The sequence below is a fragment of the Arthrobacter sp. 08Y14 genome, assembly GCF_002929455.1.
Classification (GTDB): domain Bacteria; phylum Actinomycetota; class Actinomycetes; order Actinomycetales; family Micrococcaceae; genus Arthrobacter_B; species Arthrobacter_B sunyaminii.
In genome coordinates, this window is sequence record NZ_PJIX01000005.1 from 41,493 (window position 1) to 67,187 (window position 25,695).

22 protein-coding genes are annotated in these 25,695 nt (G+C 64.8%); 8 read left to right on the top strand and 14 right to left on the bottom strand.

All coding sequences use genetic code 11. The annotated features are described in order from the left end of the window. The first annotated feature begins 19 nt into the window (after window positions 1–19). Complete coding sequence (locus CXR03_RS17055) at window positions 20–280, top strand: hypothetical protein (RefSeq protein WP_104104939.1); 261 nt, start codon at window positions 20–22, stop codon at window positions 278–280. On the opposite strand, the gene CXR03_RS17060 is transcribed toward CXR03_RS17055, so the two are convergent. The 5 genes from CXR03_RS17060 to CXR03_RS17080 form a co-directional block, all read right to left on the bottom strand. Beyond that, the gene (locus CXR03_RS17060) at window positions 277–2,730 is read right to left on the bottom strand and encodes a Tex family protein (RefSeq protein WP_104104940.1); all 2,454 of its coding nucleotides are present in this window, start codon (window positions 2,728–2,730) and stop codon (window positions 277–279) included. The two genes, CXR03_RS17055 and CXR03_RS17060, sit on opposite strands and share 4 nt — an antisense overlap. A 62-nt stretch (window positions 2,731–2,792) precedes the next feature. Continuing rightward, on the bottom strand, window positions 2,793–3,050 hold the full coding sequence (locus CXR03_RS17065; RefSeq protein WP_104056170.1) for a helix-turn-helix transcriptional regulator: 258 nt from the start codon (window positions 3,048–3,050) through the stop codon (window positions 2,793–2,795). Beyond that, complete coding sequence (locus CXR03_RS17070) at window positions 3,050–3,547, bottom strand: DUF2975 domain-containing protein (RefSeq protein WP_104104941.1); 498 nt, start codon at window positions 3,545–3,547, stop codon at window positions 3,050–3,052. Before CXR03_RS17070 ends, CXR03_RS17065 begins: the two co-directional genes overlap by 1 nt. A gap of 67 nt (window positions 3,548–3,614) precedes the next feature. Beyond that, window positions 3,615–5,336: a 3-ketosteroid-delta-1-dehydrogenase gene (locus tag CXR03_RS17075; protein WP_104104942.1), complete on the bottom strand. Its 1,722-nt coding sequence runs from the start codon at window positions 5,334–5,336 to the stop codon at window positions 3,615–3,617. A 134-nt stretch (window positions 5,337–5,470) separates the two neighbouring features. After that, a complete protein-coding gene (locus tag CXR03_RS17080; protein WP_104056236.1) occupies window positions 5,471–5,767 on the bottom strand; it encodes a DUF503 domain-containing protein in 297 nt (98 codons plus the stop codon). 93 nt (window positions 5,768–5,860) lie between these two features. On the opposite strand from CXR03_RS17080, the gene CXR03_RS17085 reads away from it, so the two are divergent. Beyond that, window positions 5,861–6,343 carry a DUF2243 domain-containing protein gene (locus tag CXR03_RS17085; protein WP_104104943.1) on the top strand — a complete coding sequence of 161 codons (483 nt, stop codon included), beginning with the start codon at window positions 5,861–5,863 and terminating at the stop codon, window positions 6,341–6,343. A 2-nt stretch (window positions 6,344–6,345) separates the two neighbouring features. Next, window positions 6,346–7,116 (top strand): cytochrome c oxidase assembly protein, encoded by a 771-nt coding sequence (locus tag CXR03_RS17090; protein WP_181034668.1) that lies wholly within the window; start codon window positions 6,346–6,348, stop codon window positions 7,114–7,116. Here CXR03_RS17090 and mmsB read toward each other — a convergent pair. Continuing rightward, complete coding sequence (gene mmsB / locus CXR03_RS17095; protein ID WP_258073731.1) at window positions 7,113–8,078, bottom strand: 3-hydroxyisobutyrate dehydrogenase; 966 nt, start codon at window positions 8,076–8,078, stop codon at window positions 7,113–7,115. The two genes, CXR03_RS17090 and mmsB, sit on opposite strands and share 4 nt — an antisense overlap. Before the next feature lie 75 nt (window positions 8,079–8,153). After that, complete coding sequence (locus CXR03_RS17100) at window positions 8,154–9,587, bottom strand: MFS transporter (RefSeq protein ID WP_104104946.1); 1,434 nt, start codon at window positions 9,585–9,587, stop codon at window positions 8,154–8,156. Between the two features lie 168 nt (window positions 9,588–9,755). Between CXR03_RS17100 and CXR03_RS17105 the strand changes: the two genes are divergently transcribed. The 3 genes from CXR03_RS17105 to CXR03_RS17115 are packed head-to-tail and all read left to right on the top strand — an operon-like array spanning window position 9,756 to window position 13,020. Continuing rightward, window positions 9,756–11,024: a type III polyketide synthase gene (locus CXR03_RS17105; protein WP_219816280.1), complete on the top strand. Its 1,269-nt coding sequence runs from the start codon at window positions 9,756–9,758 to the stop codon at window positions 11,022–11,024. Beyond that, window positions 11,021–11,794, top strand: a complete 774-nt coding sequence (locus CXR03_RS17110) for a class I SAM-dependent methyltransferase (RefSeq protein ID WP_258073732.1) — start codon at window positions 11,021–11,023, stop codon at window positions 11,792–11,794. Before CXR03_RS17105 ends, CXR03_RS17110 begins: the two co-directional genes overlap by 4 nt. Next, window positions 11,749–13,020, top strand: a complete 1,272-nt coding sequence (locus CXR03_RS17115; protein WP_258073733.1) for an NAD(P)/FAD-dependent oxidoreductase — start codon at window positions 11,749–11,751, stop codon at window positions 13,018–13,020. The genes CXR03_RS17110 and CXR03_RS17115 overlap by 46 nt, the downstream gene beginning before the upstream one ends. A gap of 172 nt (window positions 13,021–13,192) precedes the next feature. On the opposite strand, the gene CXR03_RS17120 is transcribed toward CXR03_RS17115, so the two are convergent. The 4 genes from CXR03_RS17120 to speB all read right to left on the bottom strand — a co-directional run bounded on the left by CXR03_RS17120 (window position 13,193) and on the right by speB (window position 18,385). Next, window positions 13,193–14,983 carry an MDR family MFS transporter gene (locus CXR03_RS17120; protein ID WP_308470592.1) on the bottom strand — a complete coding sequence of 597 codons (1,791 nt, stop codon included), beginning with the start codon at window positions 14,981–14,983 and terminating at the stop codon, window positions 13,193–13,195. Next, window positions 14,980–15,351, bottom strand: coding sequence for a MarR family winged helix-turn-helix transcriptional regulator (locus tag CXR03_RS17125; RefSeq protein WP_146070547.1), 372 nt, complete (start codon window positions 15,349–15,351; stop codon window positions 14,980–14,982). The genes CXR03_RS17120 and CXR03_RS17125 overlap by 4 nt, the downstream gene beginning before the upstream one ends. Before the next feature lie 310 nt (window positions 15,352–15,661). After that, on the bottom strand, window positions 15,662–17,386 hold the full coding sequence (locus CXR03_RS17130) for a thiamine pyrophosphate-binding protein (protein ID WP_104104949.1): 1,725 nt from the start codon (window positions 17,384–17,386) through the stop codon (window positions 15,662–15,664). Window positions 17,387–17,419: 33 nt separating this feature from the next. Next, window positions 17,420–18,385 carry an agmatinase gene (speB, locus tag CXR03_RS17135; RefSeq protein WP_104056150.1) on the bottom strand — a complete coding sequence of 322 codons (966 nt, stop codon included), beginning with the start codon at window positions 18,383–18,385 and terminating at the stop codon, window positions 17,420–17,422. A gap of 162 nt (window positions 18,386–18,547) precedes the next feature. On the opposite strand from speB, the gene CXR03_RS17140 reads away from it, so the two are divergent. Next, window positions 18,548–20,239, top strand: a complete 1,692-nt coding sequence (locus CXR03_RS17140; RefSeq protein ID WP_104104950.1) for an FAD-dependent monooxygenase — start codon at window positions 18,548–18,550, stop codon at window positions 20,237–20,239. Window positions 20,240–20,249: 10 nt separating this feature from the next. Here the strand turns inward: CXR03_RS17140 and CXR03_RS17145 are convergent, their stop codons facing one another. Then, window positions 20,250–20,825 (bottom strand): helix-turn-helix domain-containing protein, encoded by a 576-nt coding sequence (locus CXR03_RS17145; protein WP_104104951.1) that lies wholly within the window; start codon window positions 20,823–20,825, stop codon window positions 20,250–20,252. 216 nt (window positions 20,826–21,041) lie between these two features. On the opposite strand from CXR03_RS17145, the gene CXR03_RS17150 reads away from it, so the two are divergent. Then, a complete protein-coding gene (locus tag CXR03_RS17150; protein WP_104104952.1) occupies window positions 21,042–22,556 on the top strand; it encodes a sodium:solute symporter in 1,515 nt (504 codons plus the stop codon). On the opposite strand, the gene CXR03_RS17155 is transcribed toward CXR03_RS17150, so the two are convergent. Both CXR03_RS17155 and CXR03_RS17160 read right to left on the bottom strand, forming a co-directional pair. Then, on the bottom strand, window positions 22,557–23,678 hold the full coding sequence (locus tag CXR03_RS17155; RefSeq protein ID WP_258073739.1) for an AI-2E family transporter: 1,122 nt from the start codon (window positions 23,676–23,678) through the stop codon (window positions 22,557–22,559). It abuts the gene before it with no gap. Window positions 23,679–23,781: 103 nt separating this feature from the next. Then, window positions 23,782–25,536: a long-chain-fatty-acid--CoA ligase gene (locus CXR03_RS17160; protein ID WP_258073734.1), complete on the bottom strand. Its 1,755-nt coding sequence runs from the start codon at window positions 25,534–25,536 to the stop codon at window positions 23,782–23,784. Window positions 25,537–25,695 lie beyond the last annotated feature (159 nt).

Sequence of the window (25,695 nt, forward strand, 5' to 3'; positions counted from 1 at the left end):
CGCTCGAAAGGATGTCCGCATGACCACCGAACCCACCGGCCCTGCCAATACCGAGGACGATACCCTGGGACCGAGCGCCCCTGCGCCCGAGCCCTCGGGCGACCCGCGCCGCCCCGGACAGGCGGAGCATCCCGCCGACAATATCCGTCAGGCACAGGGCACCTCGCCCGGCGGTACGGTTCCCGCCGGCCATTCCGGCAAGGCTCCGGAGGATCCTGCCGCTGACCGCGGCATTGCACCGGAGGAAGCACTGGCCGACCCGGAGTCCTCTGACGGTTAAGCCAGTCCGGCCCGGCGCAGCGCGTCAGCCATCGGACCCTGCGCCGGCGCCGGAACCGCCGGGCGGCGGTTGCTGCCCCGGGCGGGAGCGCCTGCCTTCCCGGTGCGCTGCGGCGAGGATCCCTTGCCGCCGTCGCCGGCTCCCGACTCCGCGCGGGTCTTCACGACCTGCTCCCGCGGAGCCTTGGGACCGCGGGAAGGGGCAGCGGCGTCGTCGTCGTCCAGACGGAGCGTCAGCGAAATGCGTTTGCGCTCCGGATCGGCCTCCAGCACCTTGACCTTGACCACCTGTCCTGACTTCACGACGTCGTGGGGATCGGAGATGAAGGTGGAGGACATGGCAGAAATATGCACCAGTCCGTCCTGGTGAACTCCCACGTCCACGAAGGCGCCGAACGCGGCCACATTGGTCACCACACCGTCCAGCACCATGCCCGGACGAAGGTCGGAAATCGTCTCCACGCCGTCGGAGAAGGTAGCCGTACGGAACTCCGGACGCGGATCGCGGCCGGGTTTGCGGAGCTCGGCCACAATATCCAGGATCGTGGGCAGCCCGACTGTTTCATCAACGAACGCTGACGGGGTCAGGTTCTCCAGTGACGCTCCCGCCGGACCCATCGGGGTCCCGGCGGCAGCAAGGATCCGCCGGGCAAGGCCATAGGACTCCGGATGCACGCTGGAGGCATCCAGCGGTTCAGTCCCGGCGGTGACCCGCAGAAAGCCGGCACACTGCTCAAAGGCCTTCGCTCCCAGCCGCGGCACCTTCTTCAGGTCTGCGCGGCGGGCGAAAGGACCGTTCTCGTTCCGGTAAGCGACAATGTTCTCGCTGAGCAGCGGTCCGACGCCGGCCACCCGGGTCAGCAGCGCCGGTGAGGCCGTATTCACGTCAACCCCCACGGCGGTGACGCAGTCCTCGATCACGGCGTCCAGGGAGCGTTCCAGCTTGGTGGCGCTGACATCGTGCTGGTACTGGCCGACACCGATGGACTTCGGATCGATTTTCACCAGTTCAGCCAGCGGATCCTGGAGCCGGCGGGCAATCGACACGGCACCGCGCAGGGAAACATCCATTCCGGGCAACTCTGCGGATGCAAGGGCGGAAGCAGAGTAGACGGAGGCTCCGGCTTCCGACACCACGAGCTTCTGCAGGCCGGAATCTGGCAGCAGCCGGATGAGTTCGGTGGCCAGCTTGTCGGTTTCACGCGACGCTGTGCCGTTGCCGATGGCGATCAGCTCAACCCCGTGCTTCTTCACCAGCCCGGCCAGCCGGGACAGCGCCTCATCCCATTTGCGCGCCGGGGCATGCGGATAAATGGTGTCGGTGGCCACCGGTTGTCCGGTGCCGTCCACCACGGCAACCTTCACGCCGGTGCGCAGTCCCGGGTCCAATCCGAGCGTGGCACGGTTTCCGGCCGGCGCTGCCAGCAGGACATCACGCAGGTTCGCTGCGAACACCCGCACCGCTTCGGTTTCCGCAGCGGCGAACAGGCGGACACGCAGGTCGGCGGACAGTTTGGCGAGGATGCGCCGCCACGCCTGCTGCACGGTCTGCTGCAGCCAGGCGTCGGCAGGGCGTCCCCGGTCCGACACACCCAGGTGAGCGGCGACGGCCCGTTCGTATTTTTGCCGGGCGGCGGCCAGAGTGGCGGTGTCGGCCGGGTCTGCCTCCGCCAGTTCCAATTCCAGGATGCCTTCTTTTTCTCCCCGGAACAGTGCCAGGACCCGGTGGGAAGGCATGCCGGAAGGGGAGCCGGTAAACGCGAAGTAATCGGCGAACTTCTGGCCCTGCGCTTCCTTGCCCTTCTTGACCTGTGAGCGCATCCGCCCCTGCTTCCACAGCCGTTCACGCTGATCCGTAAGCAGGTCGGCGTCCTGGCCCGCCCGTTCAATCAGGATGGCCCGCGCTCCCGCGAGCGCTTCCCCGGGGTCAGCCACGGCATCGTTCACAAAATCGGCGGCTGCACGTTCCGGGCTCAGCATCGGGTTGGCCAACAGCGCTTCGGCGAGCGGTTCCAGTCCGGCTTCGCGGGCGATCTGTGCCTTGGTGCGGCGTTTCGTTTTGTACGGCAGGTAGATGTCCTCGAGCCGGGACTTTGTGTCAGCAGCGTCTATGGCTGCTCGAAGCTCCGGTGTCAGCTTGCCCTGGCCGTCAATGGCTTCCCGGACGGACTGCCGCCGGTCCTCCAGCTCCCGAAGGTACCGCAGCCGCTCGTCGAGTTCGCGCAGCTGGGCGTCGTCCAGGCTTCCGGTGGCCTCTTTGCGGTACCGGGCAACAAACGGAACGGTGGCTCCGCTGTCCAGCAGGTCGACGGCGGCCCGCACCTGCCAGGTCGCTACCCCCAGTTCCGCGGCGATCTGCGCGCACACTCGGTCGGTAGTCCGGTCGGCTGCCGTGCCGGACCGGCGGCCGGAGCGCTCCGGCCGCGACGTGGTCGGAGTTGCTGGTTTCATGGGCTGTACCGGGGGAAGACTCACCCGCCCAATTGTTCCCTACCTGCAGCGGGATTGGTCAACTATTCTCGTGTCAGGGGCCGCTGAACGGCCAAGTCAGCCGCCGAATGCTCTTCTTCGGGTTCCCATCGGAGCAAGTCGCCGGGCTGGCAATCCAGCACTTCACACAGCGCGGCGAGCGTGGTGAAGCGCACTGCTTTTGCGCGGCCGTTCTTGAGGACGGCGAGGTTGGCGGGAGTAATGCCGATGCGTTCGGCCAGGACTCCCACCGGCATTTTCCGTTTGGCCAGCATGACATCAATGTCCACGATGATGGGCATCAAATCACCTCGCCGAGTTCGCTGCGCAGCGCAGTTGCCTCAACATCGGTGGCGGCGGCCCGGGCCAGCAGCATCCGCAGCACCAGGACGATCAGCGCAACCCCGGCGACGGCCACGCCCGTTCCTCCTATGAGCAGGACGACACCGGGGGCAACTCCTTCTCCCGGGGCGAGGACCGCTCCCAGACCGAACATCAGCAGGGCACCCACGCCTACGGCACCGATCACGACATCGACATAGCGGAAGGCCGCCGGGGAAAACACTGTTCCCCGCCGCACCATCGTCAGCAGGCACCAGACGCAGAGCAGGGTGATCTGCACGCAGATAAGGCCCAGAACAATGAGAACGACGACGGGGACCCGGACGGCGTCTGCGCCCGGGCCCGCTTCCGTCAGGTCCGCTGCCAGCAGGGGCACCATAACTGTCTGCACAAACACGGTGCCGGCAAGGACCACAGCCAGCACAACGCGCAACGCCAGAATGGTCAGCTTGCCCATGCCGCTCCCCTTCCTCGACTGTTTCTCAAGACAAATCTATCGATAGTCGAGAGAATCAGCAAGGGGTTCAGGCCGCTGCTGGTTCGGTGCCCGAGCCCCGCCTATCCGCGGCATCGCGGGCCACAATATAGCCGTAGACCAGGCCCTGGCCGATGGTGGCCCCGGCGCCCGGGTAGCTCTTACCGAAGACATTCGCTGCAGTGTTTCCGATGGCATACAGACCATCCATGGCTGTGCCGTCTTCGGCCAGAACGCGTCCCCGCGCATCCGCCGTGAGCCCGCCGCAGGTGCCCAGGTCACTCAGGACAATTTTGACGGCGTAGTACACGTTTCCGGAAAGGGGGCGCAGGTTGGGGTTGGGCCGCACCGTTGGATCGCCGTAGTACCGGTCGTAGGCGCTGGAGCCCCGGTGGAAGTCCTCATCGACGCCGGCACCGGCCAGTTCATTGAAGCGGGAAGCCGTTGCCGCGAATGTCTCCTCCGGCACTCCAATTTCCCGGGCCAGTTCCGCCAGGCTGTCCGCCTTAGCGGCAATTCCTTCCTTGTACCACTTCTCCGGAAGTGCCATCCGGGGAAAGAGGCTTCCGGCCAGGATGTAGCTGTTCCGGTACTCCTGGTCGAACACCATCCACATGGTGCCCACCGGGTTTCCCTGCTGTTCACGCTCCAGGACACGCTGCCCAAACGACATGTAGTCCTGGGCTTCGTTGACGAACCGATTTCCGCTGCCGTCCACAATGAAGGACCCGGGGAGGGACCGCTCCGCCAGCATGACCGACGGTGCCCGTCCCGGCAGGGGCGCAACGGCCGGGAACCACCAGGACTGGTCCATCAGCGCTGTGCCGGCACCAATCTCCGCGGCGGCTTTAATGGCATCTCCGGTGTTTCCCTCGCTGCCGAAACTCCAGGCTTCCAGTGATTCGGACTGGTGCTTGTGGCGCATGGCCATGTCATGGTCAAACCCGCCTGCAGCGAGGACCACACCCTGCCGCGCGGTAACCGTGACCTCTCGTCCGTCCTGCTGCAGCACGGCCCCCGTTACCCTGCCGTCTGCGCTGATGAGCCGCACCAGGGACGTGTCCGTCCAGACGGGAATGCCGGCACCGAGCACCCCGGCGTACAAACCGGCGGCGAGGGCCTGACCGCCGGCAACGTAGTCGCGCTTCAGCACGCGGCCTCCGACGCCCTGCACCACACGGGTTACCGCGGTCATTAGGCCCTTGACGGGCACCTTGGAAATCAGGTTGAGCCAGCGGTAGTCCTTGCCGGTGATGGCCATCGGCAAGGATGACTCCATGGTCCCGCCCCGGAGCCGGCCTCGCTCCTCGCCGAGGGTATTGACATCAAACGGCCTGCATTCGCAGCTGCGCCCCGCCGCTGAGCCTCCGGGTTCCTCCGGGTGGTAATCCGAATACTCCTCGTCCCACAGGAATTTCATGGGCGTGGTCCGCTGCAGCATTTCCACGGTGGCGACCCCGTTGTCCAGGAAGGCCTGCCAGCGTTCCCGGGACGAGGTTCCGTCTACAACGGCGTCCACGTAGGCCGCGGCGCGCTCCGGTGTGTCCTTGGCGCCGGCGGCGTTGAGCACCGGGTTATTGGGAATCCAAAACGCGCCGCCGGACCGTGCCGTTGACCCGCCCACGGTGGCTGTCTTTTCCACGATCAGCACTGACGAACCCTGCTCGGCTGCCGCCAGGCCCGCAGCCATTCCGGTTCCTGAGCCGATGATGAGCAGATCCACCGTGGTGTCCTGTGCCGTGAACTTCCGTGCTGGTACCGGTAGTGCCATGTGCCGTCTCCCCGAGATTCTGTGGATGGTTTTCACGAACGCACCGCGACTATTCGCAGCAGGCTGTGTGTGCACCCTAACCCGGAGACGAACTGAAACCCAGTTTCAACTCTGGTGCCGTGTCGCGCGGCCGGTTACCAGTCCTCGGAATGGAACACCCGGCGTCGAGCACTGAGCAGTTCCACTTCCGGACGGGCCGCCACCAGCCGTTCAACGGCGTCGAGCACCTCAGTAAGATGGGCAGCGTCCGCGGCCACCAGCCCAATGCCGAGTTCGGCCCGCCGATGCAGATCCAGTTGGCCCGTTTCGGCCGCGGAGACCTCATACTTGCGCCGCACCTCAGCCAGAATCGGCCGAATCACGGATCGTTTGCCCTTGAGCGAGTGAACATCGCCCAGCAGCAGGTCGAATTCGATCATTCCCATCCACATGACACCCATGTTGGTTCAGCCCGGCCCGGGACGCCAGTGAGGGCGGACGCCCACCTGTGCATCCCTCTGTCTGCCGGTGATATCTTCGCTTAGATGAGCACCCCCACCAGAGCTCCTGTCCAACCCCGCCGCCGCAATGTCTTGTCCGGAGTGTTGGTCGGCATCGGCATTGCCGCGTTCGTGGACGAGGTGGTGTTCCACCAGCTGCTGCAGTGGCACCACTTTTACGATAAGTCCACCACCGCCGTCGGGCTCTTCTCGGATGGCCTGTTCCATGCCTTCGGCTGGTTTGCCGTGGTGGCCGGGTTGTTCCTGTTCGCCGATCTTCGCCGCCGGGCTATCCTGCTTCCCTCGCGGTGGGCAGGAGCCGTCCTGCTGGGGACGGGAGCGTTCCAGCTGTATGACGGCACCGTCCAGCACAAGCTTATGGAGCTGCACCAAATCCGCTACAACGTCCCGCTGCTGCCCTATGACCTGCTCTGGAACCTGAGCGCGGCAGTGATGATCCTCGCCGGAGCGGTCCTGCTGTACCGGAGCCGGCACGCAGAACCCGCCGGCAGCCGCGCCGGAGCGTAACGGTGCATGAGCACCAGCCCGGCGGCTTCGGGGTCGAACTACTCTTCCTGGTTCCAGCCGCCGCCGCTGTCACCGCTTACTGGGCCGGCGCCCTTTCCTCCCGCTCCAGGCCGTGGCCGTGGTACCGCGCCGTGCTGTTTACCGCGGGTGCCGCAGCTGTCCTGGCCACCGTCCTGGATCCGCTGGCAACCCGCAGCCACGCAAACTTCGCGGTCCTGGGCATCGCCCATCTGCTGGCCGGAATGCTGGGACCTGCGCTACTGGTGCTCTCCCGTCCTGTCTCGCTCGCGCTGCGCAGCCTGGATGTTGTGCCTGCACGGCGGCTGTCCCGCATGCTCCGCAGCCGTCCGGTGCGTTTCCTGACCTTCCCCGTGACGGCAGCGGTCCTGAACATCGGCGGCATGGTGCTCATGTTCCGGACCGGCCTCTTCACGGCCATGCAGGAATCGGCTCCGATCCACTGGCTGGTCACCTTCCACCTGGTCGCCGCGGGGTATCTGTACACGGCATCGCTGGTGAGCCGGGATCCGATGCCGCACCGCGCCGGTTTTCGGCTGCGCGCAGCTGTGCTGATCCTCTCAGCGGCTGCCCACAACATCCTGGTGAAGACGCTGTACGCCGATCCCCCGCCGGGAGTTATGCCGGCGGACGGCCAGGCAGGAGCCCTCATCCTCTACTACGGCGGAGGAATGGTGGAAATCGCACTGATGTTCCTGCTGTGCCGGCAATGGTATTTATCCGCCCGGCCGCAGCACCGTCCCGCCGGCATCTAGCTCCGGCCGCCGGAAGAGACCTGCGCCCCCGTTCCGTCCGCCTCGGCCAGGCTGCCGTCCACCAGCGACACGATCATGGAACAGTCCTTTCCGGCGTGTCCGGCGTCCACGAGACGCTGGAAAAGCTGCTGGACGTGCTCACCGATCTCCAACGGTGTTCCGGTGTCACGGGCGGCGGCGATCGCCAGGTTGATGTCCTTATTGGCCAGTTCAGCGGTGAAGGTGGGGGCAAAATCATTGTTGGACGCAGCGGACGCCACCACGCCGGGCATGGGGTACCAGGTGCGCAGGGCCCAGCTGTCGCCCGAGGACACGGATGCGATGTCCCAAAACACCTGCTTGTCCAAACCGAGCCGGTCAGCCAGGACCGCACCCTCAGAGGTAGCCGCCAGGTTGATGAACAGCATCAGGTTGTTGCAGATCTTCGCAGCCTGGCCGGTGGTAGCTCCGCCGGTGGGGATGATGTTCCCCGCCATCGGCTCGATAAAGGCTGCTGCCTCCTGTACCGGCCCGGGCTCACCACCCACCATGAAGGTCAGCGTCCCGGCTTCGGCACCGCTGATGCCGCCCGAGACCGGAGCGTCCACAAAGCGGAAGCCGGCGGCAGATGCGGCGTCGTGCAGTGCCTGAGCCGATTCAACGTCGATAGTGGAGGAATCGATCAGCAGCGTGCCTGTGTCAGCATGTGCCAGCACCCCGTCCTCGCCCAGATAGACAGAACGGGAGTGTTCACCCTTGGGCAGCATGGTGAAGACGACGTCGGCGTCCGCCACCGCATCCGCGATGCTGTCCACCGTTTCCACACCGCGCTCACCTGCCGCGGCAACCGCTGCCGGGTTCAGGTCATAGCCGCGGACCGTGTGCCCTGCCGCCACCATGTTGGCCGACATGTAGCCGCCCATGTTTCCCAGTCCGATCCATCCCACTGCAGCCATTTCTAAGCTCCTTTGCTTATCCGGCACCCGCAGGGTGCTGATGCCGGACTCAGATTGTCATTAGGGTCCACTGCGTTCAAGAGCACGATCCTGCGGGCGCGTTTATTTCCGGCGCCCGTCCTTGGCGTCTTTGGTTTTGGACGCCGCCAGCAGATCCGCTGTGCCCCGGGCATCGGCGGCATCAACGTCCTGAAGGGAAATGCCGTTGGTTTCGCGCAGCATCAGCACCGAGAAGGCGGTAACCGCGCAGGCGCACAAGAGATAGACGGCCACCGGAGTGGACGAGTCGTACCGCTCCAGCAGTGACGTGGCGATGATCGGAGCCAGTGAACCCGCAACGATCGATGTCACCTGGTACCCCAGCGAGACACCGGAATACCGCATGCGGGTCGGGAACATCTCCGCCATGATGGCCGGCTGTCCCGCGTACATCAGCGCGTGGAACAGCAGGCCAATGGTGACCGCTGCCAGAATCACCAGGTCATCCGCCGTATCCATCATGGGGAATGCGAAGAATCCCCACGTGGCGCCCAGCACGGCGCCGGCGAGATAGACCGGCCGCCGGCCAAACCGGTCCGACATCCGTCCGACCATGGGCACGGCGCAGAAGTGGATGAAGTGCGCCACGAGCAGCAGCAGGAGGATCCGTGAGGTGTCCACTTCCACGACCAGCCGCAGATAGGTGATGGAGAAGGTCACGACCAGGTAATACAGGATGTTTTCAGCGAAGCGCAGGCCCATGGCGGTGAAGACACCGCGCGGGTAGCGTTTGAAGACCTCAACCACTCCGTATCCCTTGGCTTCCTCCTCAACTTCCTTCTGCGCTTCCAGGAAGATGGGGGCGTCGCTGACCTTGGTCCGGATGTAGTAGCCCACCAGCACGATGACTGCCGAGAGCCAGAAAGCCACACGCCAGCCCCAGCCCAGGAACGCGTCCTCCGAGAGCGTGGCGGACAGCGTGAACAGGACTCCGGTGGCGAGCAGGTTACCCATGGGCACCGCGGACTGGGGCCAGCTGGACCAGAACCCGCGTGATTTGTTGGGGCTGTGCTCGGCCACCAGAAGCACGGCGCCGCCCCATTCACCGCCGACGGCGAAGCCCTGGATAAAGCGCAGGGTCACCAGCATGGCCGGCGCCCAGTAGCCCAGCTGGTCAAAACCGGGCAGGCAACCCATGAGGAAGGTCGAGGTCCCCACCAAAATAATGCTCAGCTGCAGCAGCTTCTTGCGCCCGAATTTGTCCCCAAAATGCCCAAAGACAATACCGCCGATTGGCCGGGCCACGAAGCCGACGGCGTAGGTCACGAAGGCGGCGATGATCCCGTCGAGTTCCGTTTCGGCGTTGGGAAAAAAGAGCCTTGCGAAAACGAGGGTGGAAGCGGCCGCATAAAGGAAAAACTCATACCACTCCACCACGGTGCCCGCCATGGAAGCTGCAACAACCTTCTTCAATCCCTCCGGCGCGGGCTCTTTGCCGGCTTTTCGAGGGGAACCGCCCTGCCCGGCCTCATCCTGCCGGGGTACTTCAGTGCTCATTGGGGTGCTCCTGACGATGTCTCCGTTGACATTTACCGTCGGTCCCATTGCCGGGCGGCCGACGATGCATTGAGTATGGACGCATTCTGCCGCACACTCAATCCCCGCCAAAGGCAAGCTGCGGTCCGCGGCATTGTGTCCTGCGGAACATTCCCCTAAGAATGGACTATGACGGTTACCCTCAGATCACTGGAAATTGCTGTCCCGCCCACCGTGCTGGTACAAACCGAAGCACGTGACGTCTTTGCCGCCCAACCCGGCCTTACCCGGCTTGGACAACGGTTGGTTACCACCTGTTTCAACTCCGCCGCCATCGATACCCGACGCACCGCCCTCACTGAGCTTTCCCTCTCAAACCGTTCCGACAACCCTCAATTCTTTGATGCTGAATCGGGCAATATGCTCAGCCCCAGCACCAAAACCCGGAACGATATTTTCGCCACCGAGGCCACCAAACTTTTCATTGAATCCGCCCGCAAAGCCGTCGATGCCTGCGAGGGTATCGCCCCGGAAGACATCACCCATGTCATTACGGTTTCCTGCACCGGATTTTTCAATCCCGGACCTGATTACAAGGTGGTCCGGGCGCTTGGCCTGAACCCGTCAGTCCAGCGCTTCCATCTTGGCTTCATGGGCTGTTACGCCGCTTTTCCTGCGATGCGGGCAGCAAAGTCATTCTGTGATGCGGATCCAGACGCCGTGGTGCTGGTGGTCAGCGCGGAGCTGTGCTCTTTGCATGTGCGCACCTCCAATGATCCGGACACCATCATGGGATCCTCCCTTTTTGCCGACGGGGCAGCCGCAGCCGTCATTACGGCCCGGGACCTGCCGGGCAATGCTCCGGGTATTCAGCTGGACCATTTCGAAACCATCCTCACCCCGGTGGGCGAGGAATCCATGGCCTGGAACATCGGCGACGAAGGATTTGAAATGGTTCTGGGGACCTATGTCCCGCACATCATTGACGACCACATTGTGGGCGCACTCGAACCGCTGCTGGCCCACGACCCGGGCCTTGCCGGCCAGGCCTACCGTGACATTGAACATTGGGCCATCCACCCGGGCGGCCGCAGCATCCTGGACAAGGTGGAGGCCAAACTCGACCTCACCGAAGAGCAGCTGGTTCCGGCCCGCGAAACACTGCGAAACTGGGGCAACATGTCCAGTGCAACGGTGATGTTTGTGCTCAAGCACATCATGGACCAGCCCTTCCGCGGCGGAAATGAGCGCATCTGCTCCATGGCCTTCGGCCCCGGGCTAACTGTGGAAACCGGTCTGTTTACTCGGGTTGGCGGTCCGGTAACCCCTGCCGCGACGGACGGTGCGGCTGAAGGAACTGTGGCCGAAGGAACTGTGGCCGAAGGAAACGAAGCCGAAGGAACCGCTGCGGAACAGGACCCGGCAAACCCGGCCGTTCCCGCTCCGGCAGGCGTGTGAGGACCGAAATCTCAGCGGGTGCCCTGGCGCAGGGACCGTTGGTGCGGCGGCTCACCCCGCCGCACCTGCGGTCCCTCGCCGAGCGGAACACGGATGCCGTGGAAGAAATGGACCGCTCCGACTGCGATCCGGAGAAACTGCGGCGGACCTACGCCCAGTTTTGGTTGATCAACACCGTGGTCTCCGGCTGGCGTCGCAACTACGTCACCTACCTCCGTCCCTCCTTCGACGCAGACCGGGTCAACACACTGCTGGACATTGGCTCCGGGGGCGGCGATGTCCCCCGGATGCTGGCACGCTGGGCCCGCCGCGACGGCCTGCAGCTGGAGATCACGGGAATCGACCCGGATGACCGGGCACACGCTTATGCGTCGTCGCAGACACCCATGCCCGGTCTGGCTTTCCGGCAGGCATTCAGTTCCGAGCTGGTCGAAGAAGGCAGGACGTACGACGTCGTCATCTCCAACCATGTCCTGCATCACCTCACCGATGAGCAGTTCCGGTCGCTGCTGGCAGACTCGGAGCAGCTGGGCAGCAGGCTCAGCCTGCACAGCGACATTGAACGCAGCCGCTGGGGTTACGCCCTTTTCTCCGCCGGCACCCTGCCGTTCTTCCCGGGCAGCTTTATCCGCCGGGACGGACTGACCTCCATCCGCCGCAGCTACACGGCGGACGAACTGGCTGCCGCCGCTCCGCCCGGATGGAACTGTGTCCAGCACCGGCCGTGGCAAAATCTGCTGATGCATTCTCCGCCCGGGACGAAGCCGTGACGGCCCAGGCGCAGCGTCCCGCCGCCGTCGCCGTTCCCCGGACGGAAACTGATGTGGCTGTGGTGGGCGGCGGACCCGTTGGCGTTTTCCTGGCGGTGCTGCTGGCCCAGGCCGGTGCCAGCGTGCAGGTTTTGGAACAGCGGCGCGAACGTTCGGCGCATTCGCGGGCCATCGGTATCCATCCCCCGTCGCTCGAGGCCCTGGCCGGTGCCGGAGTTGCCGAGATGGTCACCGGTGAAGGCGTGCAGATCCGGCGCGGCGAAGCCCGCAGCAGCGGACGGCATGTGGCTGCCCTGGATTTCTCGGCCGCGTCCAAGCGGTTCCCCTACGTTCTGACTTTGCCGCAGCTGCGCACCGAAGCCCTTTTGGAAGCGCGGCTGAAGGAGCTGGATCCTGGCGCCCTGGTGCGCGGAGTAAGGGTCACGGAACTGCACGACGACGGCGGCCGGGTCCGGATCGGCGGCGTCAGGAACGGCGGCGTCAGGACCGGTGCTTCCGACCGATCCGAGGAGTCAGGCGAATCAGGGGACATTGGAATGTCCGCACAGATTGTCGTGGCGGCTGACGGCGCGCGGTCCGGTGTTCGGCAATTGCTTGGAACCCCCTGCCGGACCCGCGCACTGCGGGACACCTATCTGATGGGCGACTTCATTGACAGCACGGGAGACGGAAGCACCGCCGTGCTGTATCTGGAGTCCGGCGGCATCGTGGAGTCCTTCCCCCTTCCTGGCGGAATCCGCCGCTGGGTGGCCCATACCGATCAGCTGCTGGCCACGGCTACCGCGGAGGACTTGGCCGCCCTGGTTGCAGAGCGCACCGGCGTCAGCCCGGATCCGGCTTCCAACACCATGCTCAGTGCCTTTGCGGTACGCACCGGGCTGGTCCGGAATCTGGTGCGCGGGCGCACGGTTCTTATTGGCGATGCGGCGCACGAGGTCAGTCCGATTGGCGGCCAGGGCATGAACCTCGGCTGGCTGGATGCGGCGGCACTCGCTCCCATCATCACCGCCTCACTGGACGGGCACGATGTCGGAGCGTCTTTGGCGGTCTACGAGAAGCAGCGGCTCCGGGCTGCCCGGGTAGCTTCAGCGCAGGCTCAGCTGAACATGGCTCTCGGCCGTCCGCTGGCCCCTGCGCTGCTGGCCGCCCGGAACGCCGGCCTGGCCCGGGTTCTGCGCTCCCCCGCGGCAGGCAACCTGGTGGCCCGCCGGTTCACGATGCAGTAACCCGGACGTCCCTGGCTCCTGCGCTTACCAGATAGGCAACCGGCCCGGCCCCTGGACGGGGTCGGGCCGGTGCTTGTTTATATAGGTGCTTATTTGGATAGGGGCTTATTTAGATAGGGCCTGTTTAGATCGGTGCCTGTTGATATAAAAGGCACCCTGCAGCCGGATTGGATCAGTGTGTTCCGGTCCCGCCCCGGGAGGCTCCAGCTGTTGAGCGTGGGCGCGTTGCCGCGTCGCCGTCGTGCGCTGTGCCGGTGTCGGATGCTGTGCCGGCGTCGGATGCTGTGCCGATGCCAGCTGCCGTGCTGAGGGTTTCCGAGCTTCCGGTCAGATCGGGATTAGCCTGCGGCTTGGGCGCGGGAGTGATGTCCAGCGTGCGTCGCAGCACCTGCTCCTTGATCAGGAGCACTGCGATCAGAGCCACCACTGAAATCACGGCGGCAATCTGGAAAATCGTGGCCGTGGCGTCACCGTAAGCGGCGCGGAAGATACCCTGAATTGCCGGCGGCATGCCGCCGATGTCGAGCGAGTCGCCGGCACCGCCGTCGGACACGGGAATGTTGGCGGCACGCAGGCCGTCAGCAGCCCGGCTGCTCACGGAGCTGGACATCACGGCACCCAGAACGGAGACGCCCACGGCGCCGCCGACGGTGCGGAAGAACGCGATCGATGCGCTGGCCGAACCTACCTCGGAGACCCGGACCGTGTTCTGCACAGCCAGAACCAGGTTCTGCATCAGCAGCCCCATGCCCAGGCCGAGGACAAAAATGTACAGGCTAACCAGAAGCATGTCGGTTTCGTGATCCATGGTTCCGGCCAGGCCCGCACCGGCGATGACCATGATCGTGCCGGCAATCAGGAACCGCTTCCACTTGCCAAAGCGGCTGATCAGCTGACCGGATCCCACGGAACCGGCCAGGTTGCCCGCAATCATTGGCAGCATCAGCAGTCCGGCTTCCGTGGGGCTGAATCCGCGGGCGATCTGGAAGTACTGGCCCAGGAAGGTGGTGGAACCAAACATCGCGATGCCCACGGCCACAGAGGCAACAATGGACAGCGCCGTGGTGCGCTCGCGGATGATCTTCAGCGGGATGATGGGCTCGCGGACCTTGGATTCCACCAGGACCAGCAGTGCCAGGAGCACGACGGCGCCGCCAACCATGGCTGCGGTCTGCCAGGACATCCATTCGTAGTAGCCGGCCTTTCCGGCGAACGACACCCAGATCAGCAGCAGCGAAACTCCGGCGGTCAGCAGGATCGACCCGAGCCAGTCAATGCTGACCTTGCGGCGGGTGTGCGGCAGGCGAAGCGTGACCTGAAGCAGGAACAGCGCCACTACGGCCAGCGGCACGCAGAGGAAGAAGGTCCACCGCCAGCCCAGCGGGCTGTCCACGATAAACCCGCCCAGCAAGGGACCGCCGGCAGTGGCCACAGCCATCACCGCACCCATATAGCCGGAGTACCGGCCGCGTTCGCGCGGCGGAATGATGGAGCCGATGACGGCCTGCGTCAGGGCGGTCAGGCCGCCCATGCCCAGGCCCTGGACCACACGGGCAGAGAGCAGGACGGTCATGTTGTCCGCCAGCCCCGCAATGACCGAGCCAATCACGAAGATAATGATGCTTAGCTGGACCAGCAGCTTCTTGTTGAACAGGTCCGCCAGCTTGCCCCAGATAGGGGTGGAGACGGCGTTGGCCAGCAGCGCCGCTGTGACCACCCAGGCGAAGTCCGTCTGGGTTCCGTGCAGATCGGCCATGATGGTCGGCAGCGCGTTGGCCACGATAGTGGTGCTCAGCATGGCGGTGAACAGTGCGGCCAGCAGGCCGGTCAGGGCCTGCAGGATCTGCCGGTGGCTCATCTCGCCCGGAACGTGGTCCTGGCGTGCAGGCTTGCCGTTCCTGCGCACTTTGGCCGGCGCGGACTGGGTACTTTCTGCGGTAGTGGTTCTTTGCGACTCTGTCACTTAGTTTTTTCTCCTGCCGGGATGGGCGGTTGGATGGTACCCGGCTTCATTGCGCGGATGGCTGTTTGTAGGCTCTCCGTGAGCTTGGTCAGGGATTCACTGGCCGAGAGGGCTTCTTCATCGGTCCAGTGCTCGAGCATGTCCTGAAGCAGTGCTGCCCGGCGGTGCATCTCGTCTGAGACCGCTTGGGTTCCAGCCGGAGTCAGGCTGATGAGGAAGGCCCGGCCGTCATCAGGGTGCGGACGGCGGCAGACGTACCCCATGGTGACAAGTTCGGAGAGGTGCCGGCTGAGCCCGGCGGTTCCGATGCCAAGCTGTTCTGCCAGCTCGGTGGCACGGATCTCTCCGTGGTCGCCAATTATGCGCATGACGCCCTGCAGCGCAGTGCCCGGACTCCGGGGATCGGCGCCTTTCTGCGCGACGCAGCGGAGTTGGCGCTGGAGCCGGAATATGAGCGTGATTAATTCTTCAGCTGATCGCTGGTTTACTGCCACGGAACACCTGTCTGGAACATTGTTGTTTGCCTCAGGCAACGATACGACTGTTGATTGCCTGAGTCAACGAACTAAATGAACCGGGTCAGCTGCGGCCCTAAACCAGACAGAATGATCTCCGAGCAGGCGAAGCAGGGTTGCCCTTCAAACACAGGTGAAGGGCAACCCGTTCGACGTCAGTCCGTCAGTCCGCCAGATGAGTCGGAGCGAAAAGTCCGATGGTCGCTTCAACCACCACCACGTTGGGTCCCTCACCGGCAAGCGCTTCTTCCAGTGCCGCCCGTACGCCGTCGGGCGCCGTTCTCCGCGCCGGAACACCGAAGGACTCGGCCAGCTTCACAAAGTCAGGACCGGCAAGTTCGGTGGCGGTGGCCTTGCCGAACGCCTCAACCATGTATTCGCGCAGGATGCCGTAGCCGCCGTCGTCGACAATCAGCCAGGTGACGGGCAGGTTGTGCTGCCGGGCTGTGGCGAGTTCTGCGATGGAGTACATCGCCGATCCGTCGCCGGAGACTGCCAGGACCCGCTCCCCCAGTCCGACGGCGCCGCCGATGGCTCCGGGATAGCCGTAACCCAGGCCGCCGGCACCCTGGGCGGAATGGAACTGCCCGGTTTTGGCGTCCCAGCAGCTCCACGCCCAGTACGCGGCGATGGTCATGTCCCAATACGTCTGCATGGAGGCGGGAACGGCTTCCCGGATGTCAGCCATGAACTTCCGTTCCATGTCCAGGTCCTGGCTGTCCAGACGGTCAGCCACCTGCGCCAGTGTCCGGGCCACCAGCTGCTCCGGGGTCTGTCCGTTCCAGTCCGGCTCCTTCCGCGGAGTATCGGCGAGCACGGAACCGAGCGCCTCATCCAGTGCCGCGAGGGCCTGCCCGGCATCGGCGCGGATGCCGAGGGCCGGCCGGTTGGATTCCAGCACCCGCGGCTCGGCGTCGATCTGGATAATCCGGCCGCGCGGCTGCAGCGTGAAGTAGTTGGACGTGACCTCGCCCAGCGACGAGCCGACGACGACCAGGACATCGGCATCTTCGAGGACATCGGTGGTGTGGCGGTCCTCGATCCAGGATTGGAGCGACAGCTCATGGTTCCAGGGGAACGCTCCGTTGCCGCCGGGGGTACAGATCACCGGCGCGCGCAGTTTCTCCGCCAGTGCCAGCAGATCAGCTTCCGCTTTGCCGCGGCGGGTTCCGCCGCCGGCAATAATCGCCGGACGTTCCGCAGCGGCAAGCCACCGCACCGCTTCCTTCACCAGCTCGGTCCGCGGCGGATTATCAAAGGGCTCTGCCAGCGCATCTTCGACTGCGGGAACCATCACGGGGTTCAGCAGGACATTCTGGGGTATCTCCAGCCATACCGGCCCCATGGGCGAGGAGATGGCTTCCGTCCACGCATCCTGGATGGCCGAGGGAATGCCCGAAGCGTGCTGGATGAGCCGCTGGCTCTTGGTGACGTTGGCAGCCGAAGCCTTCTGGTCATCAAGCTGATGGAGCATGCCGCGGCGCCGGGCACCCAGTCCCTCGATGGGAATCTGGCTGGCCACCACCACCATGGGCACGCCGGTGGCGTAGGCCTCCTGCAGCCCGGCGAGCGCTGTCAGGGCTCCGGGACCGGTGGACAGGAAGACAACTCCCACCTGGCCGGTGGCACGCGAGAACCCGTCGGCGGCAAAAGCGGAGTTGTTCTCCACCCGCGAGGACACAAAGCGGAGGCTGGAACGGGACAGGGCGTCGAACAGTCCCAGCGCATGCTGTCCGGGGATACCGAAGACGGTGGTGGCACCGAGTGCGGCGAGGGTTTCCACCACCAGGTCTCCGCCGTTGCGCACCGGCGAAGCACCGCCGGGCAGCACGGCTTCCTCAGACAGCAATGTGTTCGGGATTTCCTCATCGCGAACGTGGCGCGTCATGCCGGATGCTCCACCCTGGCCCGTCCCGCTCATTTACGAAAGTCCCATGAGGGTGATCAGGTCATAGGCCACATGGGAGGCGGCCACCGCGGTGATGTCGGCGTGGTCATATGCGGGAGCAACCTCAACGACGTCGGCGCCCACCAGGTTCATGCCGCGCAGGCCCCGCAGGATTTCCAGCAGCTCGCGGCTGGTCATGCCACCGGCTTCAGGGGTGCCGGTTCCGGGGGCGTGCGCCGGGTCCAGGACGTCAATGTCCACCGAAATGTACAGCGGACGGTTTCCGATCCGGTCCCGCAGCTTGGCGACCACTTCGTCCACGCCCTGACGGAAAACATCGGAGGACGTCACGATGCCGAAACCAAAGCGGCGGTCATCCTCCAGGTCCCGCTTGCCGTACAGCGGTCCGCGGGTACCCACGTGTGAAATGGCTTCGGTATCGAGGATTCCCTCCTCCACCGCCCTGCGGAACGGAGTGCCGTGTGTGTATTCAGCACCAAAGTAACTGTCCCAGGTGTCCAGATGGGCATCGAAGTGCAGCAGCGCCACGGGCTGGCCTGCACGCTCCGTGGCTGCACGCAGCAGCGGAAGGGCAATCGTATGGTCTCCGCCCAGGGTGAGGAGCTTGGAGCCGCCGGCGGTCAGATCCAGCGCGTTTGCCTGGATTGACTCGATTGCTTCATTGATGTTGAACGGGTTGACTGCCATGTCACCTGCATCGGCCACCTGCAGGTTCTCGAACGGCGAGGCATCCTGCGCCGGGTTGTACGGACGCAGGAGCCTGGAAGCTTCACGGACATGGTTGGCCCCGAAGCGGGCGCCCGGCCGGAAAGAGACACCGGTGTCAAAAGGCACTCCCACCACGGCAACATCAGCGTGCTGCACCTGGTCCAGCCTGGGCAGGCGGGCATAGGTGGCCGGTCCGGCATAACGCGGCACCAGCGCCGCATCAACAGGTCCGAGGTTGCCGTTGGCGGTAATGCGCGGCGGGTTCTGCATGCTGTTTCTCCAAATCCGGGCCGGCCGGAATCCGGCCTGCCCTTGGCGACGCACCCGGCTCACCGACTTCCGGCGGCCTCGAATGCGTTGCCTGTTAGGCATCAAGTGTTTCCCATGAGGCTAAAGTGGAACGTGGGCCGCCGTCAAGACTAGGCTGTTCCTATGGCGGCTCAACAGCACAGTGCGGACAGTACCTACGACGTCGATGTCCTGATCGTGGGCGCCGGCCCAACGGGGCTGGCCCTGGCGGCCCAATTGGAGAGCTTCGGGACGAGTTTCCGCATCATTGACCGCAGCCTCACGCGTTCAGAGCACTCGCGTGCACTGGCGCTGCAGCCGCGGACCCTGGAAGCCCTTCGACCCTTCGGGATCAGCTCAGCACTAACGGCAGCGGGCCATTCTGCGCGCGGACTCCATCTCCATCTGCCCGATCAGACCCTCCCCGTTGACCTGTCCGACGCAGGCATTGAGGATTCCGAATTCCAGCACCTGCTGTTCCTCTCCCAGGCGGAAACCGAACAAGCTCTTGCCGCACATCTATCCGGCCGCGGGGTCCGGGTAGAACGCGGGGTTGAACTGCAGGATTTGGAATTCCTGGACACGGAAGATCCGTTCGCCGGAGTGGAAGCCAAGATCCAGCGCATGGACCGGGGCATCGAACGCATCCGAGCCCGCTACGTTGTCGGCGCAGACGGCGCACACAGCACGGTTCGCTCCAAGGCAGGCATGGACTGGCGCGGCAGCGGCTATCCCGGCACCTATGTGCTGGCCGACCTCGAAGTTGACGGTGCGGAGCCGGGCCACATGCACGCCTACCTCAATGGGGACGGCTTTATGTTCCTGTTCCCGCTGGGCCGCCCCGCAACGTGGCGTCTGATCACCATGAAGGAGGACGGCGATCCGGCGCAGGCAACGCTGGAGTCCCTGCAGAAGAATGCGGACAAGTTCTCCGGCGGGGCACTGACCCTGCGGGATCCCCAGTGGATCAGCGATTTCAAACTCTCGCACCGGATGGCCGAATATTTCCAGAACGGATCCGTCTTCCTGGCCGGGGATGCCGCCCACATCCACTCCCCTGTTGCCGCACAGGGCATGAACACCGGCATTCAGGACGCCTTGAATCTTGGCTGGAAACTGTCGCTGGGCGCACGCGGCCTTGCTTCCGAAGAGCTGGTGGACAGCTATGACGCGGAGCGGCGTCCCGTGGGCAAAGACATACTCCAGTTCACCGACCGCATCTTCCGCCTGGCCTCGTCCAAGAACGCCCTCCTGAAGCTGCCCCGCACCAAACTCCTGCCGGCCCTTGCCCCCAAGGCTTCCGGGTCCAAAGCGCTGCGCTCACGGTTGTTCCGTACGGCCTCCCAGCTGGGTACCCAGTACCGCGGCAGTGACATGGTGGACACCGGAGACAGCCGCCTTCCGGCATTCCTGACCGCCGGGCCGAAGGCCGGAGACCGGTTGCCGGACGCGGTGGTCCTGGAGCACGGACGCGAGCGGCGCCTGCATGAAATCCTCGCAACACCGGGCTTCCACATCCTCCTGTGCGGTCCGGGGTGGCCGGCGGACACCCAGCTGCGAATCCACGACGCCCTTGGGCGACTCTCCCCGTGGCTCAGCGTCCAGCGCCTGAATGTGGGCAGCAGGCTGGCAGTGGCGGATCCCGCGGAAATCCAGGACGTGAGCGGACTGGCCTTTGAACGCCTCGGACTCAGCGTCCGGCGTCCGGAGATCCTGGTGGTGCGTCCGGACGGACACATCGGGTTCCGTTCCCAGGGGACAGACATCACCGGGGCAGTCCAGTACCTGGACCGGCTGACAACTCCGGCCGCGGGCAATCTGGCCGCCGCCGTCTAGTCCGTTCGGGTCAGCTCGCCGACGGGCTAACCAGCGTCCACAGCACCACGGCCTCTTCGTCCGCGGGATTGCGCCATGAGTGCGGTTCCTGGCCGGGAAAAGTTACGGTGTCCCCTTCGGAGAGTTCCATGGTTTCTCCGGCAAACTCCAGCACAAAGCGCCCGCGGGCAACGTGGAGTACTTCCACGTCGCAATCCACGGAGTAGAGCTCCGTCTCCCCGGAGCCTCTGGGCTCAATGACTGCGCGGATGACCTGGACTCGGCGTTCGGCACGCGGCGTCACCAGCCGCTCCGTGATCCCCGTGCCGCCCAAATGCACTGACGGTGCATCGCGCCAGCGCGTCAGCTCCGTTGCCGGTGCAGTGAACAGGTCTCCGATGGAGATCGACAGCACCTGGCACAGCGTGAGCAGGGAAGCCACAGACGGCGATGTGAGGTCCCTTTCCACCCTGCTGAGGAACCCCTTCGTGAGACCCGTGGCACCGGCCACCTGCTCAATGGTCATCCGGCGGGCCTGCCGTGCCAGGCGGATCCTCGGCCCGATGGCCACCGGGGCATTGGAGGGCTCTACTGGCAAGGCCTTCATGACGGAAATGTCCTCTCATTCTTCTGACCTGCGGAAAAGCCGCCGGTTCCCTCTTCCGAGCATATTGCAGCCCAGCGCTCAGTCCCGTCCTGCGCGGCACCAAGTAACAACTGCCGAAATCATTGACGGCGGCACCGCGCTGAATTAGCCTACGGGACAACATAAGTTTACTTGGGGGCATTTTGCTGCCAAGTCTGGCGCAACGGCAGGAATTTCATGGAACACCTGAATACCGTCATCGTGGTGGCCTACCTCGCGGGCATGCTGGCCTTTGGCTGGTGGGGAAAGTCCCGGACCAAGAATGTCAGCGACTATCTGGTGGCCGGCCGCCGTCTGGGCCCGGTTTTCTACACCGGCACCATGGCAGCCGTGGTCCTGGGCGGGGCCTCCACTGTGGGCGGAGTGGGCTTGGGCTACACCTACGGGATCTCGGGAATGTGGCTGGTGGTGGCGATCGGCGCCGGGGTGCTGCTCCTGAGCCTGCTTTTTGCGTCCACTCTGCAAAAGCTGAAGATCTACACCGTCTCGCAGATGCTCACCCTGCGCTACGGAGTCCGGTCCACGCAGGTCTCCTCCATCGTGATGCTCGCCTACACCCTCATGCTGTGCGCGACGTCGACGGGGGCCTATGCGACCATCTTCGTGGTCCTCTTCGGCTGGGAGCGGTGGGCAGCCATCGCCGTGGGCGGCGCAGTGGTGCTGGTCTACTCCACCATCGGCGGAATGTGGTCCATCACCCTGGCCGACATGGTCCAGTTCATCATCAAGACCGTGGGCGTCTTTGCCCTGATGCTGCCCTTCACCCTCAACGCGGCAGGCGGCCTGGACGGCATCCGGGAGCGCGTGGGAGCCGAGTTCTTCAGCCTCACCGGCATCGGCACCCAGAGCATCATTACGTATTTTGTGGTTTACACCCTTGGTTTGCTGATTGGACAGGACATCTGGCAGCGGGTCTTCACCGCCCGCACCCCGCTGATCGCGCAGTGGGGCGGCACCGCTGCGGGCATCTACTGCATCCTGTACGGTGTGGCCGGGGCAGTGATCGGCATGGCCGCCAGCGTGGTCCTGCCCGCCGTGGCTTCCAAGGACGATGTCTACGCCGATGTTGCCATGAACATCCTTCCTGTGGGTCTGGGCGGCCTGGTGCTCGCGGCGGCCGTCGCTGCCATGATGTCCACAGCCTCCGGTGCACTTATTGCCGCCGCGACCGTGGCCCGCGCCGACGTCGTTCCCTTTGTCACCGGTTGGGTCCGCGGACGCGGCACCGCTGCACCCGCTGAGTCTGGCGGCAACCCCGAGCACCTGGTGGCTCAGAACCGGGCCTGGGTGTTGGGCCTGGGCCTTGTGGCCATCGGCCTGGCCATCGCGGTTCAGGACGTGGTGGCTGCCCTGACCATTTCCTATGACATCCTGGTCGGCGGCCTCCTGGTGAGCATCCTCGGCGGGCTCACGTGGAAGCGGGGCACCGGATTCGGCGCGGCGCTGTCCATGGCCGCCGGCACCGTGGTCACGCTGGGAACCATGGCCTTCCTGGAAATCACTGCGGAACAGCAGTACGACGGAATCTACGCCAACGAACCCATCTACTTCGGGCTGCTGGCCTCGGCCGTCACCTACATTGCCGGTTCGCTGCTCACGCCTCGCACCGACGACGTCGTGATGCGGGCCTGGGAGGACCGGGTAGCCGGCCGCTGGACGGACACCGACGCCGAGACCGCACCGGTGGCCTGATCAGTCCTGAACAGCCGTGCCGGCGGATTCCGCTTCCTCCGGCTCGGGGAGCTCGGGGACTTCCTCCGGATCGCCGTCGTCCTCTCCGATCCAGACTTTGATAATCGCCCAGGAAACCGCAGCGATGGGAACGGAAAGGATGGCGCCAACAATTCCGGCCAGAATTGTGCCGGCCGTCAGCGCCAGCAGAATCACCAGGGCGTGGATGCTCAGGGTTCGGCCCATCACTACCGGCTGCAGGAAGTTTCCCTCCAGCTGGTTCACGGCAATAATCACGATCACCACGATCAGCGCCACCAGGGGCCCGTTGGCCACCAGAGCGATCAGGGCCGCCAGCACGCCCGCCGCCGTGGCTCCCACCAGCGGAATGAAGGACCCGACAAAAACAATCACGGACAGCGGCAGTGCCAGCGGCACCTGCAGGATGAAGAGAGCCGCGCCGATGCAGATCGAGTCCACGGCGGCCACAATAGCCGTACCCCGGACGTACCCGCCCAGGACCTCCATGGCCCGGGCACCGGACAGGCGCGCCTTCTGCAGCCGGTCCCCGTGGAACCAGCGCAGGACGAATGCCCAGATCTTGTCCCCGTCCTTCAGGAAGTAGAACAGCACCACGGCCAACAGGATGAACCCCGTGATGAAGTTTGTGGCCGCACCAATGCCGGCCAGGGCGCCGTTACCCACAGCCGAGCTGGTGGCAAAGCTGATCGCGGCGTCACGGGCGTTTTCAATTGCGGCGGTGTCATGCGGGATGGGGCTGTCCTGAATGAATTCATACAGCTTGTTGAACCCGTCCACGGCCTGGTCCACCAGCGAGCTCCACTCGCTGCGGATGGCAAAAACGATGCCGGTGATGAGTCCGCCGAACACGATGAGCAGGAGCAGGAAGGAAACCCCGGTGGCGAGGGCGCTTGGCCACCCCTTGCGCCGCAGCCAATTCACGAAGGGGGCAATGGCTGCGGCCAGAATCAGGGCGAGCAGCACAGGAATGACCACGAGGGTGATCTGCAACAGTCCGTAGATGGCGACCACCGCGAGGATGAGCACCAGGAGGATCTGGGCGGCGCGTTGGGCAGCGTGGCCCAGGGAGCCGCTCCAGTACCGCTGAGGTGGTTCCCCCATGGGTCCGCGGTGCTGGGGTGACGGTGTTGTGGACATGTCCTGGTCTTCCTGTTGGCGGAACCGGTGAAGGAATTACTCGGGTGTTGCCTCTACTGTGTTGCCGCTACGGTGCAGTTGTGCCGTCGCTCGAGGCAGCGGGCTCGGTCAGGCTGTCCCGGACGTGCCGGCGCAGCACCTTGCCGATCAGCGAGCGTGGCAGATCAGGAATCTGAACGATCCGGCGCGGCACCTTGTAGGCTGCCAGCTCTTTACGGACATACTCGCGCAGATCTTCGGGCTTGAAGTGCGCATCATCTTTTACGACGACGGCGGCCACCACATCCTCGCCCCCGCTGGGCCTGCCGATGCCGACGACGGCGGCATCGGCAATGCTCTCATGGCGTTTGAGCGCTTCCTCCACCTCGGACGGTGACACGTTGAAGCCGCCGGTGATGATCAATTCCTTGATCCTGTCGCGGATCGTGACGAAGTGATCCTCATCCACGGAAACGATGTCACCGGTGCGGAACCAACCGCCGTCCAGCAGGGCCGCCTGGGTTTCCGTCGGCTTGTTCCAGTAGCCCTGGAAAACCTGCGGGCCGCGGATCAGCAGTTCGCCTTCCTGTCCGGCCGGCCGGTCCACAGTGGGGTCCTCCGGATCCACCACACGGATATCGGTCAGGGGGAACGGCACCCCCACCGTTCCGGGCTTCCGGGTGGGGCCCATCGGGTTGCCGATGGCAACCGGTGACGTTTCGGTCAGCCCGTACCCCTCAATCAGGTAGCCGCCGGTGGCTTCCTCCCACGCCTGGACGGTTGCAGGCGGGAGGTTCATGGCGCCCGAAATCGCGAAGCGCACGCCCTTCAGGGAAACTCCCTTTTCCTTGGCCCCGGCAGCAATACGGTCATAAATCGGCGGAACGGCCGGGAGGAAGGTGGGCGGTGACTTCTTTGCTGCGTTCAGCACCAGATCCACGTCGAATTTGGGGAACAGGACAAGCTTGGCGCCAATGCTCATCGCAAAAGTCAGGCACAGCGTCAGGCCGTAGGCGTGGAACATGGGCAGGATGGCGTAGAACGTTTCCTTGCCCGGCCGCAGCCCGGGCACCCAGGCCCGGCCCTGCGCAGCGTTGGCCATCAGGTTGGCGTGGGTGAGCATGGCACCCTTGGGCGTGGATGTGGTGCCGCTGGTGTACTGGATCGCGGCGAGCTCCGATGCCTCGGGCCGCGGATGCCGGCGCCGGAGAGGGCGGTGGTCCAGCAGCTTTTTCCATGCGACAACGTTCCGGGGTCCGCTGCGGGGCGCCTTGGCAACGGTCAGGGCACCGCGGGCCTTGCGTGCCGCCGGAACGGGAAGTTTCAGGGCCAGCCGGTTCTTCAGCGGCATGCCCTCGATCAGGTTCACCGATACGATGCTGCGCAGCGGAATGTCTGCGGGCAGGGCCTGCAGCCGGTCCACTGCCTTGTCCCACGCCACGGCCACCGTAGCTCCGTGGTCCTCGAACTGGTGCCGCAGCTCCCGGTCGGTGTACAGCGGATTGTGCTCAACTACGACGGCGCCAAGCCGCAGGATCGCATAGAACGCCACGATGTGCTGGGGGCAGTTGGGCAGCACCAGCGCCACACGGTCGCCCTGCTTCACTCCCAGCTTCTTGAGTCCGGAGGCTGCACAGCGGATTTGTTCGCCAAGGGCTTGATAACTGGTGGTCGCTCCGAAGAATTCCAGGGCGGTTTTGGACCCGTATTTCCGGATTGACTGCTCCACCATGTCCACCAGGGACCCGTCCGGCAGGGACGGGTTTGCGGGAACCCCGGCACCGTAGTGGCGCGTCCAGGGCCGCTCGTGTTCGACAGGGACTGGTGGTGTATGAGTAGTCACGTCCTCGACTTTAGCTCTTGAGCGGGGAGCTTCCGCTCCAGGCCCGCCGGTTCCAGCACCGTTGACTGCTGCCTGCATCCTGTCTTCCTCGGGTTGCACTTTAGTTCTCCGCTACACTGATAGGTCGAAGGGGAGTAGCTCCGGCCCTCCCGCAGAATC